The organism is Noviherbaspirillum sp. Root189 (genome assembly GCF_001428545.1).
In the GTDB taxonomy this organism is placed as follows: Bacteria; Pseudomonadota; Gammaproteobacteria; order Burkholderiales; family Burkholderiaceae_D; genus Noviherbaspirillum.
This window is the reverse complement of the sequence record NZ_LMHZ01000008.1, coordinates 52869-65026: the sequence shown is the minus strand read 5'-3', so window position 1 is coordinate 65026 and position 12158 is coordinate 52869. Positions and strand designations below refer to the sequence as shown.

Below are 12158 nucleotides of genomic sequence, written 5' to 3'. Positions count from 1 at the left end.
ATGCCTCTATTGCAACGAAAGTCAGAACAGATTGACAAGCCCGCGCCAAAATCCGTCAGGTATGTACAACAACGCCGAGGTCATGGTGAGATAGCGGAGAAATTTCCCGATCGCCATATACAAGACGGATTGCCAGAATGGCATGCGCAGCCATCCGGCCAGCGCGCAGAGCGGATCGCCCACGGCTGGTAGCCAAGCCAGCAGCAGGGTCTTGGGACCGAAGCGCTGCAGCCAGCGAAACCAGTGCCCCTCCCCTTTGCGCGAGAAGGTCTGCTTGGCGCCGTATCCCATTGCATAATCGATCATGCCGCCGATGGTGTTTCCAACGGTGGCAACCAGGATCGCCGGCCAGAACAGCGCGCCATTCGCCTTGACCACGGCGAAAACGGCCGGCTCGGACCCGAGTGGCAACAGGGTCGCGGACAAGACGCTGATCAGGAATACGGAAGACAATCCGACATCGGGTATGGCGAGGACACTAAGAAGCCAGCGGACAGAGGATTCGATCATTGATGGGCAGGTGCGGCTGCGTCAAGCACGCGCAGCCCATATCGAGTATGCGGGCGCGCCCGAACTCGCGCATTGAGGATTATTGAAAGGCGTCCATTATAATGGCGGGCTTGCATGCCGCATTGGAAAGGCGTGCCGCTGACCCAAGCCTATGACTACCGACTATCTACAGAAAATCCTGACTGCTCGCGTCTATGACGTCGCCGTTGAATCGCCGCTTGAATTTGCGCCCACCCTGTCGGAGCGCATGGGTAATAGCATTTACTTCAAGCGTGAAGACATTCAGAGCGTGTTCAGCTTCAAGCTGCGCGGAGCCTATAACAAGATGGCGCACCTGACGCCGGCACAGCTCAAGCGCGGCGTGATTTGCGCATCCGCCGGCAATCACGCGCAAGGTGTCGCGCTGTCGGCGGCCAAGTTAGGCTGCCGCGCGATGATCGTGATGCCGACGACCACACCGCCGGTGAAGATTGAAGCAGTCCGGGCGCGCGGCGGTGAAGTCGTGTTGCACGGCGACTCCTATACCGACGCGTATAACCATGCGCTGACGCTGGAAAAGAAGCAGAAGCTGACCTTCGTCCATCCGTTCGACGATCCCTATGTGATTGCCGGCCAGGGAACCATCGCGATGGAAATCCTGCGCCAGCATCCCGGTCCGATCGACGCCGTTTTTGTTGCCATCGGTGGTGGCGGATTGATTTCCGGGGTGGCTTCTTACATCAAGGCGGTCCGCCCGGAGATCAGGATCATCGGCGTGCAGACGGTCGATTCCGATGCGATGGCGCGGAGCGTCAAGGCCGGCCGCCGCGTATCGCTGCCGGACGTCGGTTTGTTCTCGGACGGCACGGCGGTCAAGTTGGTTGGCGAAGAAACCTTCCGCATTACGAAGAAGCTGGTGGACGAGTTCGTCATCGTCGATACCGATGCGGTTTGCGCAGCGATCAAGGATGTTTTCCAGGATACACGCAGCATTCTGGAACCTGCCGGCGCACTTGCCGTGGCCGGCGCCAAGGAATACATCGAACGATCGAAAGGCACGAAGAAACCGGTCACTGGCCAGACTTTTGTGACCATCGCCTGCGGTGCCAACATGAACTTCGACCGCCTGCGCTTCGTCGCCGAACGCGCCGAAGTGGGCGAAGCGCGTGAAGCCGTCTTCGCCGTCACCATTCCGGAGGAGCGCGGCAGCTTCAAGCGCTTCTGCTCGCTGGTCGGACCGCGCAATGTTACCGAATTCATCTATCGCATCAGCGATGCGAAGGAAGCGCACGTCTTTGTCGGCATGTCGATTTCCAGCCGCGACGAACCGGGCCAGATCACCAAGAATTTCGAGAAGCATGGTTTCCGTACGCTCGACCTGACGCACGACGAACTCGCCAAGCTGCATGTGCGCCACCTCGTCGGCGGCAAGAGCCCGCTGGCACACGACGAATTGCTGTATCGCTTCGAATTCCCCGAGCGTCCGGGTGCACTGATGCGCTTCCTCGACAGCATGGCACCCAACTGGAACATCAGCCTGTTCCATTATCGCAATCAGGGCGGCGATGTCGGCCGCATCCTGGTCGGACTGCAGGTGCCGAAGAAGGAAATGAAGATCTTCCGCCAGTTCCTGACGACGCTCGGTTATCGTCATTGGGATGAAAGCGAGAATCCGGCGTACAAGCTGTTCCTGTAACACTTTCTTGTTTGCCGCACGCTACGGGGATCAGATAGATGCTGCCCTGCCCCGCTTGAAGTTTTTATAGCAGTTACTACCGCTGCAACAGCCGGTTCGAACCGGCTGTTGCACCTATGGTCGAAATGCCATTGTGTTCCCGCTGCGCGTCCCTATCTCTGCAGCTCTGGCCGCCTCCGCAACGCAACGCGCAGCGCCCTGCCCATCCTGCCCATCACATTGCCACAAGCTTACGATGAATACACCCAACCTGCCTGAGGCTTCTCCGCTCGGAAAGCCGACCGCTTACCAAACCGCATACGCGCCCTCGCTGCTGTTTCCAATTGCTCGCCAGCAAAAACGGGAGGAAATCGGCATCGCGGGCAGCCTGCCCTTCTTCGGCATCGACATCTGGAACGCCTACGAACTTTCATGGCTTAATCTGAGGGGCAAACCGCAGGTGGCGATCGCCACTTTCATGGTGCCGGCCGATTCGCCCAATATCATTGAATCAAAGTCGCTCAAGCTGTACCTGAACTCGTTCAACCAAACCAGGGTCGCCAGCCCGGAAGCGCTCACGGAGATGCTGCGCGTCGACCTGTCGGATGGATTCGGCGCATCAGTACAGGTAAAGCTGACGCTGCCGGAAGGCTTTGACAAGCTGGGGATGGGCGAACTCGAAGGTTTGCTGCTGGATCGACTGGATATCGAGGTCGACCGCTATACACCCGATGCAACGGGGCTCAAAGCCAACACCGACGAAGCGATCGTTGAAGAAACGCTGGTATCGCACCTGCTCAAGTCCAATTGCCTCGTGACCGGGCAGCCGGACTGGGGCAGCGTACAGATTCGCTACGTCGGTCCGCAGATTGACCAGGAAGCATTGTTGAGATATTTGATTGGTTTCCGCGAGCATAATGAATTCCATGAGCAATGCGTCGAGCGTATCTTTATGGATATCATGCGCCAATGCCGACCACAGAAACTCGCCGTCTATGCACGGTACACACGGCGCGGAGGGCTTGACATCAATCCATGGCGCAGCAATTTCACGACAGGACAACGTCCTCCAAATGTACGTAACGCACGTCAGTAAAAGGGGCATGAAGCATCGCATGACAATCTTTGATGCACGGAAGAAACTTATGTTGCGTTTTGCCGTCAATACCTCGGGACAGGTGGACTGCTCAAGGTACAGAAGCTGATAATTATTGAAACCGACACATCTTTACTCTGCTACCTGTCAATAAGCTTTCCATTCTCCATCCTATGCTTTGGATTACGCATCCCCGAAACAAGCCTATAATGCGTCTCGAAAGCCTTATTTGTGCATCGCACCATACGATTGCGTAACATGACCAACCTTGCAAAGATTCTGTCGGCGAATAACGTAGTTCTTGATCTGGAAGTTTCCAGCAAGAAGCGTGCTTTCGAACAGGCCGGATTGATTTTTGAGAATAACTGCGGCATTGCCCGCTCTGTTGTTTCGGATAATCTGTTCGCCCGGGAGCGTCTCGGCTCCACCGGCCTGGGACACGGCGTTGCCGTTCCGCATGGCCGCATCAAGGGTTTGAAGGCGCCGCTGGCGGCATTTGTCCGCCTCAAAGAAGCAATTCCTTTTGAATCTCCTGACGGTCAGCCGGTGAAGCTGCTGGTTTTCCTGCTGATTCCTGACCACGTCACGCAGCAGCATCTTGAAATCCTGTCCGAAATTGCCGAGATGTTTTCCGACGAAACCTTCCGGCAGTTGCTTGCCACCGACCCGGACGCCGCTTCGGTCCATGCCCGCATCCTTGCCTGGCAACCCAGCGTGCATGCCTGAATTTCGATTGCGATGCCGGCATCTACTCACCTGACCATTCAGCAACTGTTCGACGACACCCGGGAAGCATTGCAGCTCGGGTGGTTTGCCGGGTTTCCGGGCGGCGAACGGCGCATTAGCGGCGACGCTACTTCTGCCGCTGACCAAGTTGGCCACCTGAACCTGATTCATCCGGGCCGACTCCAGGTCTTCGGTCACCAGGAAATTCAGTATTACAACAAACTTTCCCCGGCATCGCGTAAATATCAGACCGAAGAGTTGGTTGTCGGCGAACCGCCCGCTTTCATCATTGCGCAAGGCCTGGAAACACCGCCATATATCCTCGCCATCTGCGACGAAAAGAACATTCCGCTGTTTTCGACCCCCTTGCCGGCAGCCCAGGTCATCGACTACTTGCGGGTCTACCTGTCCAAGGAACTGGCACAGCGCATCACCATGCATGGCGTGTTCATGGACGTCCTGGGCGTCGGTGTATTGATTACCGGTGAATCCGGCCTCGGCAAAAGCGAACTTGGGCTGGAACTGATTTCCCGCAATCATGGCCTGGTCGCCGATGACGCAGTCGAGTTTGCGCGAATCGCGCCCAATATGATCGAAGGCCGCTGCCCGCCCCTGTTGCAGAACCTGCTGGAAGTCCGGGGGCTCGGATTGCTGGACATCAAGACCATCTTTGGCGAAACCGCGGTACGCCGCAAGATGCGGCTCAAGCTGATCGTTCATCTGGTCCGGCGCAGCACGCTGGAGGAGAATTACGAACGCCTGCCGCTGCACTCACAGAGCGAAGAAGTGCTGGGACTGCCGATTCGCAAGGTCATCATCCCGGTCGAAGCCGGCCGCAACCTCGCGGTACTGCTTGAAGCCGCGGTCCGCAACACCATCCTGCAACTCCGCGGAATCGATACGCTCAAGGAGTTCATGGAGCGCCAGCAAAGAGCGATGGGCAACGATTGAGTTAAGAGCGCCTGTTGACATGACCATGGCAAGGCGCACCAACGAAGCAGACAGGCGTCTCAACATACAAGTCGACTGCGGCAGCCAGATGCTTGCGGTATGATTCATGTCTATGCGTATCATCCTCATCACTGGCATTTCCGGTTCGGGAAAATCGGTCGGTCTCAATGCACTTGAAGACGCCGGCTATTTCTGCGTCGACAACCTGCCACCCAAGCTGTTGCGGCACCTGGTCGCGACCCGGCTGGAAGAAGGCGGCGATACCCTGGCCGTGGCAATGGATGCACGCAGCGCCGATTCCCTCGCCGGCCTGCCTGACGACATCAGCGTGCTCAAAAAGGAAGGCCACGACGTCAAGGTCCTGTTCCTGACAGCGAAGACCGAATCCCTGATTACCCGTTTCTCCGAAACCCGCCGCAGCCATCCCTTGTCGCACCGCGTGCGGCCAGAAGCCGGTACTGACCGGCCCACTCTGACCGAATGCATCCTGCGCGAGCGCGAAATGATGTCCGCCATCGAGGGACTTGGGCATGTGATCGATACGTCAGGCCTGTCGGCCAACAAACTGCGCGCCTGGATCAAGGATCTGGTCGAAACCGAGCGCACGCCGCTGACGCTGCTATTTGAATCCTTCGCCTTTAAATTCGGCGTACCGCTGGATGCAGACCTGGTTTTCGATGTCCGGGTCCTGCCGAATCCGTTTTACGACATTACTCTGCGTCCTTACACCGGCCGCGACGAACCCGTGATCGCTTTTCTTGATGCGCAGGCCCATGTTGCTGAATTGTTTACGGATATCCGTAACTTCGTCGAGAAGTGGCTGCCGGCTTTCAAGAATGACAACCGCAGTTACCTCACCGTGGCGATCGGCTGCACCGGCGGACAGCATCGTTCCGTCTACATGGTCGAACAACTGGCCAGACATTTCCGCGCGAACGAACACGTCCTGCTGCGGCATCGCGAGCTGAACTAAACCGATCCCACCTGTCCTTATCATGCCGCATACCGATTCCTGGCTTCCGCTGTTCCCGCTGAAGACAGTCCTCTTCCCCGGCGGCGTGCTGCCGCTCAAGGTCTTCGAAACCCGTTACATGGACATGGTGCGCGACTGCATGAAACGCAACGCGCCGTTCGGGGTAGTTCTCATCAAGTCCGGTCAGGAAGTTGGCACAGCCGCCGAACCGGAAGACGTCGGCTGCCTAGCGAGCATCGTTGACTGGGATATGCAGAACCTCGGCGTAATGATGCTGCGTACCGAAGGCGGCGAACGTTTTCGCATTCTGGAAACCCGTGTGCTTCCGGATCAGCGGCTCGAGGCACGTATCGACATGCTGGCAGCCGACCCGCCGGCTCCGGTGAGCGATATGCATGTGGACTGCGCCAGGGCCCTGAAAATTGTCATCGACGACATCGACACCAAGGGGCGGATGGAAGAAGGCGCTGACTTTATCAGCCCCTTCACTAAACCGGCAAGGCTGGATAGCGCAAGCTGGGTTGCCAACCGCTGGTGCGAGATTCTGCCGATCCCGCTCAAGGCGCGGCAAAAACTGCTCGAACTCAGCGATGCGCAGACACGCTTGTCAATTGTTCATCAATATCTGCAGCAGCATAAAATTATCTGAACCAGGCATAGCGTCCAGTCCTGGGACAGTCGGGGTGAACGCATGTTAGCTGTCGCATCGTCCAATGATGTGCCATTTGCGAGAAGGCCGTTGACGCTGCGGTCCACGGCCTTCCTTTTCTCTCGCCGGTTTGTTACTGCGCAAAATCGTGAACTTGCATTCATAGGATAAATGCAGGGTCAGCTCATCTTTACACAATTCCCTTTTTCGCAATCGCCTTGCAGGCACCACTTGGCACCATCTTGAGCGCTAACCCTATGTTATTGGATGACGCACGCCACACCATGCGGACAGAGTCCATCAACCGCCGAAAGAATATGCAGCCCGTGCGTATTCCGCAGATCTCGCCCATCAGCCTGATCTCGCTGCTCTACGCGCTGAGCCTGTACGTGTTCTATCGCCAGGGTTTTATCAGCGGCCGCACCTTCATCAGTGTGGCCGCGATTGTGCTGTGCTTTGTGGTGTTGTTCTATAGTGTGTTCCGCCTCGGGATCAACCAGCGCTTCCACGAACCCAGCCTGATGCTGCCGCAACTGGTGACCTCGCTATTCATCATGCTGGTGGTCGCATACCTTGAACGCGCCACGCAGATTGCCCTGGTACCGTTCATCCTGATCGCGTTTTCATTCGGGATCTTCCGGTTGTCCACGGCGTCGCTGATCGCCCTGTCCTTTGGCTGCCTCAGCTTTTATCTTGCCATCATCGTACTGCGCGGCCAGACTGAAGGCTTCCTGCATGCCTTCAGCGCCGATCTGGTGCAGTGGTGTGTGCTGGCGCTCACTCTGCCCGGCATGATCCTGGTCGGCAAGCAGATCCAGAACCTGCGACAGTTGTTGCGCGCCACGCGTTATCAACTTGAACACTATGAAGAGAAATCGGCGCGCGATGAATTGACCGGACTTTACAACCGCCGCCAGTTGCAGACCGAACTTGAGCAGGCCAAGCTACAAGCTGATACGTCCGACATCCCGTTCACTATTTGCCTGATTGATATCGACCGTTTCAAGGAAATCAATGACAACAACGGTCACCTGGTGGGCGACACCATTCTCAAGGAATTTGCCAAAACGGCATGCGACAGCATCCGGGATACCGATGTGCTTGGCCGTTACGGTGGCGATGAGTTTCTGCAGATCTTGCCCGATACCGACCTCAAGGGTGCGGTGATGCATGCGGAAAGGCTACGTGTGTATGCGCACTTTCTCGACTTCCAGAAGATCCTCGCGCAAAAGCATATTTCGCTATCGATTGGGGTAGCGCAGTATCGCAATGGGGAAAAGATTACCGACCTGATCGCGCGCGCCGATTCAGCCCTGTACCAGGCGAAGCAGCTCGGCCGCAACCGTGTGGAATGGATCGGCCTGGAATGATCTGAGCGCGCAGAAAGGCGTTACCCGTCATTGTCCAGCGTGGGAATGACCAATACCCCAATGTCCGGACGTGCGAAAGCTTACAGCGAAAGCAGATCGGGCTCGCGGAAAACGGCGAGCAGCAATTTCTTCACGGGCGCCGGAAGCGGCGCATCCGCCAGTCCTGTGACCGGATACCAGACCCAGTTTTCCTGTCCCGCAAAATCACTCCGTTTTGCCAGATGCACCTGATATGGTGATACGTGCAGCTTGAAATGCGTGAATACGTGAGTGAATGGTTGCAAGCGCTCAAAGTCGTCGACCACACCGTAGCGTGTCGCGGCGATGCGCAATGTGGCTTCGATTTCTTCGCGTGTATTATCAGCAGGTTCCAGTACATCGATTTCAGGCAGCGACAGCAGGCCGCCCCAGATTCCGCTGTCGGGCCGCTGTTCGAGCAGGACATGGCTTTGGTCGGCAATCACCAGCATCGTTGCGCTTTTTTCAGGGATCGCCTTTTTCGGTTTGCGCTCCGGTAGCAGATGAGTACGACCGGTAGCGCGTGCCACGCAACGGTCTGCCAGCGGACAACGTTCGCAGGCAGGTCGGCTCCGGGTGCACAGCGTTGCGCCCAGGTCCATCAGGCCTTGCGTATAGGCTTCCATATCGGCGTCCGGCAGCAGCGCGACAGCACGCTTCCACAACTGGTCTTCGACTGGTTTGGAACCGGGAAAACCTTCAACGCCGAACACGCGGCAAAACACGCGCTTGACGTTGCCATCCAGGATAGCGGCGCGCGTTCCGTAGGAGAATGCACTGATCGCTGCGGCAGTCGAGCGGCCGATCCCGGGTAACTCCGCCAGCAAGCCGGGATCGCTCGGAAAAACACCATCGTATTGTTCGACCACGCGTTGCGCACAGCGATGCAGGTTGCGCGCACGGGTGTAGTAACCGAGACCGCTCCAGTGTGCCATCACGTCTTCGGACGGCGCTTCGGCCAGGGCACGAACATCGGGGAAACGTTCAAGAAAGCGCTGGTAGTAAGGAATGACCGCGGCTACCTGGGTTTGCTGCAGCATGATTTCGGAAAGCCAGATACGGTAGGCGTCCCGGGTATTCTGCCATGGCAGCGCATGGCGCCCGTGCTGTTTCTGCCAGCCGATCACGGCTTCGGAAAAGCCGGGATCGGCGAAATCCTGCGACACACCGCCGGCATGGGCGGTGCGCGCCTCGACAACTTGTTTCATCGTGATTGGCTCAGGCTGCGGCTTTCAGTGCAGCCAGTTCTGCTTCGATGGCACGTTTGAGTTCCGTCTCCAGTTGTAGCAGGGCCTTCTTTTGCTGTCCCAGGTCGTCCTGCATTTTTTCCAGCGCTTCAAGCTTTTCCTCAAGGCTATCGGTGGCCAGGTGAATGCGCTCGATCGATTGCTTGCGCTTTTTCAGCTGGGACTTGTGTTCCCAGATCTGCGCTTCGAGCGGTGCCATCACCACTTTCAGCCAGGCCTCGACGTCGCGATTGGCTTGCAGGAAGCTTTGCTTGACGCGGGAAGCGATCGAGTCGAAGAATTTGGTCATCAACACCACCTGAGGCGTGGTCATGATGGCCGCCGTACCAAACTGTTTGTGGTACACGCCTTCAATCAGCTCGATTTCCTTGCGGTATTTATCAAGCGAAAACGGCATGGGCGATGACAGCGCAAGTCCATGTTCGGTCGAAAATTTGCGGTACATGACTGTCATCATTTCCGTTATTTCTTCGGTCTTGCGTCCCGACGTCCCAATGTTTTTCTGGATCTGCGCAAAGAAGTCCCTGACCGCTGCCCGCAAGCCGACGGAAAATTTACTTTTCTCCATGGCGTCGCGTGTCCTGGCGATGTCTTCCTTGAGGATATCCATGCCAAGGCTGGTAAAGACTTCGGTCGACAGACGCGTAAACACGGCGCGCGTCCCCTGCAGCTTGAGCAGGCTGCCGTCGAATTCCTTCTTTTCGAGGTCGACACGCTTCATCATGTGTTCAATGATGTTCTGGTTCTTGCCGCGCAGGCTCTTCAGTTCCATCAGCTGTTCGACCACATTACGCGAACGCGCATCCAGCAAAGCCTGTTTGGCCGATGTCAGTTCACCGACATCACTCATCAGCTGACCACGGACGATTTGCTGCTTGCTTGGAATCAACTCTTCGGACAGCGCTGTTTCCAATTGGGGCAACCGGCTTTTAGCCAACAATTCCTGGTCACGGTTGACCTTGCCCACCAAGCCCTTTTGCGCGGAAATGGGAAATACCTGGTCGGCATCCAGGTTCAGCGTCTGGGCAACGGTCGTCACCTGCTTCCGGATCTGCTGCTCGACCTCATCGACACTACGGAGTTCGTCCCACATGCTATCGATCTTGTTGAGCACCACCATGCGCGCCGGGCCCGCGCCGATGTGGTCGCGCCAGACGTCGATATCGCTCTTGGTGACGCCGGTATCGGCAGCGAGGATGAACAGCACCGCATGCGCGTTCGGGATCAGGTTGAGTGTCAATTCCGGCTCGGTGCCGATCGCATTGAGGCCGGGCGTATCAATAATTACCAGACCCTGCTTGAGCAAAGGGTGCGGAAAGTTGACGATCGCATGGCGCCATTGCGAAATCTCCACCAGCCCGCCCTGGTCGACTGACATGGAAGCGTCGGGATCATCTTCCTGATACAGGCCGTAAAGCTTGGCGTCTTCCACACTGACACGCTTGGTCAGGCTGACTTGCTTGAATGCTTCCAGCATGCCTTCGCCTGAAGAAATATCCAGCGGCAATACAGTCCAGACATGGTTTTGCTCTTTGAAGTCGCTGGTCGATGCCGATTCAGCCCGGGTTTCGATAGGCAGCAGACGGATCGACGGCGGGAAAGTTTCGTCGTACAGCAATTCGGTCGGACACATCGTTGTGCGACCGGCAGAGGATGGCAGGATGCGCTGACCGTAGTCGGCGAAAAAGATCGCATTGATCAGTTCTGATTTGCCGCGCGAGAATTCGGCAACAAAGGCAATTGACAGTTTGTCATCAGTGAGCCTTGCACGCAGGCGCGCAAAACGCTGGTCGCTGGCCGAATCAGCCAGATCCGCCGCGTCGACGCAGGTGCGATAGCGTTCCAGCGCTGCCAGCACACCATTGCGCCAACTGCTGTATTCCTGGAACTTCTGTACGAGATTGCTCACGGTTTCCCCAATTCATCTGAGTTGTATTCACGAATCTAGCACCCGGGCTTACTTTTGACAATTTGGACAATAAAAGGTCGACCGCTGACCTTGCTTCAATTGCCGGACTTCATTGCCGCAAACCCGGCATGGATCGCCGGCCCGGTCATACACAAAGTAGCTCTGCTGGAAGTACCCAGGCTGGCCATCGGCTGCCATGAAATCGCGCAGCGTACTGCCACCTTTCTCTATGGCGGCGGCCAAGGTTTCACGAATCGCCTTGGCCAGTTTTTCGTAGCGCGCCAGGCTGATCCGATGTGCTGCGACCTTGGGATTGATGCCAGCTTTGAACAGGCTTTCCGATGCATAGATATTTCCTACGCCCACAACAATGTCTCCCGCAAGCAACACTTGCTTGATGGGTGCACTGCGCTTGCGCGTCTGCTTATACAGCAGCAAGGCAGTAAATGTGTCTTCCAAGGGTTCAACGCCCAGGCTACGCAACAGCAGATGCTCATCCAGCACGCCTTCTTCGTTGCCATGCCAGAGTACCGCACCAAAGCGGCGTGGATCAGTCAGGCGCATGATCTGGTCGCCCACTCCCAAGTCAAAATGATCATGCTTTTGCGCCGGCGTCGACTGCGGCAGGATACGCAAATGTCCGGACATGCCAAGATGCACGATCAAGGTGCCATGCTCGAATCCGATCAGCAAGTATTTCCCGCGTCGGCCAGTGCGCAGTATCGTGCGACCGACCAGCAATTCGCTCAGGTTGGGCGGAAAAGGCCAACGCAGCCCGGTGTGGCGCAGGACAACCGCAGTCACCACGCGGCCTTCAAGATGTGGCGCGACGCCGCGCCGGGTCACCTCTACTTCGGGTAATTCAGGCATTCTGGAAGCTAACTCTTTGTATAAAGACAAATTTGACGGGGAACAAGCATGCTATGAGTAGACTCAGTTGTTGGCGGTGTGCGCCGGTTTCAATACACGACGTGCAATACTGAGCCGGCACCCTGCCAATACTGCACTGCCCCACCGTTGGGCGTAGAATTAACTCTGCTTGAATTGCCGGGAAT

Annotated in this window: 11 protein-coding genes; 7 read left to right on the top strand and 4 right to left on the bottom strand. The window is 56.9% G+C overall.

All coding sequences use genetic code 11. The annotated features are described in order from the left end of the window. Positions 1-21: 21 nt before the first annotated feature. Entirely contained in the window at positions 22-510 is a 489-nt protein-coding gene (locus tag ASE07_RS06070; protein ID WP_057289914.1) for a YqaA family protein, read from the bottom strand. 151 nt (positions 511-661) lie between these two features. Between ASE07_RS06070 and ilvA the strand changes: the two genes are divergently transcribed. From ilvA to ASE07_RS06035, 7 genes are all read left to right on the top strand, one after another. Further along, complete coding sequence (gene ilvA / locus ASE07_RS06065; protein ID WP_057289913.1) at positions 662-2185, top strand: threonine ammonia-lyase, biosynthetic; 1524 nt, start codon at positions 662-664, stop codon at positions 2183-2185. A gap of 235 nt (positions 2186-2420) precedes the next feature. Next, positions 2421-3260, top strand: a complete 840-nt coding sequence (queF, locus tag ASE07_RS06060; protein ID WP_057289912.1) for an NADPH-dependent 7-cyano-7-deazaguanine reductase QueF — start codon at positions 2421-2423, stop codon at positions 3258-3260. 258 nt (positions 3261-3518) lie between these two features. Beyond that, complete coding sequence (locus ASE07_RS06055; protein ID WP_057289911.1) at positions 3519-3986, top strand: PTS sugar transporter subunit IIA; 468 nt, start codon at positions 3519-3521, stop codon at positions 3984-3986. Positions 3987-3998: 12 nt separating this feature from the next. Then, positions 3999-4937 carry an HPr(Ser) kinase/phosphatase gene (gene hprK / locus ASE07_RS06050; protein WP_057289910.1) on the top strand — a complete coding sequence of 313 codons (939 nt, stop codon included), beginning with the start codon at positions 3999-4001 and terminating at the stop codon, positions 4935-4937. A 112-nt stretch (positions 4938-5049) separates the two neighbouring features. Further along, on the top strand, positions 5050-5910 hold the full coding sequence (gene rapZ / locus ASE07_RS06045) for an RNase adapter RapZ (protein ID WP_057289909.1): 861 nt from the start codon (positions 5050-5052) through the stop codon (positions 5908-5910). 22 nt (positions 5911-5932) lie between these two features. After that, positions 5933-6559 carry an LON peptidase substrate-binding domain-containing protein gene (locus tag ASE07_RS06040; RefSeq protein ID WP_057289908.1) on the top strand — a complete coding sequence of 209 codons (627 nt, stop codon included), beginning with the start codon at positions 5933-5935 and terminating at the stop codon, positions 6557-6559. Between the two features lie 317 nt (positions 6560-6876). Continuing rightward, complete coding sequence (locus ASE07_RS06035) at positions 6877-7929, top strand: GGDEF domain-containing protein (protein ID WP_235548363.1); 1053 nt, start codon at positions 6877-6879, stop codon at positions 7927-7929. Positions 7930-8009: 80 nt separating this feature from the next. On the opposite strand, the gene mutY is transcribed toward ASE07_RS06035, so the two are convergent. Genes mutY through mutM form a run of 3 tightly spaced genes read right to left on the bottom strand, consistent with a single transcriptional unit; the run spans position 8010 to position 11973 of the window. Then, positions 8010-9155 carry an A/G-specific adenine glycosylase gene (gene mutY / locus ASE07_RS06030; protein ID WP_057289907.1) on the bottom strand — a complete coding sequence of 382 codons (1146 nt, stop codon included), beginning with the start codon at positions 9153-9155 and terminating at the stop codon, positions 8010-8012. 10 nt (positions 9156-9165) lie between these two features. Further along, a complete protein-coding gene (locus ASE07_RS06025) occupies positions 9166-11103 on the bottom strand; it encodes a dynamin family protein (RefSeq protein ID WP_057289906.1) in 1938 nt (645 codons plus the stop codon). A 48-nt stretch (positions 11104-11151) separates the two neighbouring features. Continuing rightward, positions 11152-11973, bottom strand: a complete 822-nt coding sequence (gene mutM, locus ASE07_RS06020; protein WP_057289905.1) for a bifunctional DNA-formamidopyrimidine glycosylase/DNA-(apurinic or apyrimidinic site) lyase — start codon at positions 11971-11973, stop codon at positions 11152-11154. Positions 11974-12158 lie beyond the last annotated feature (185 nt).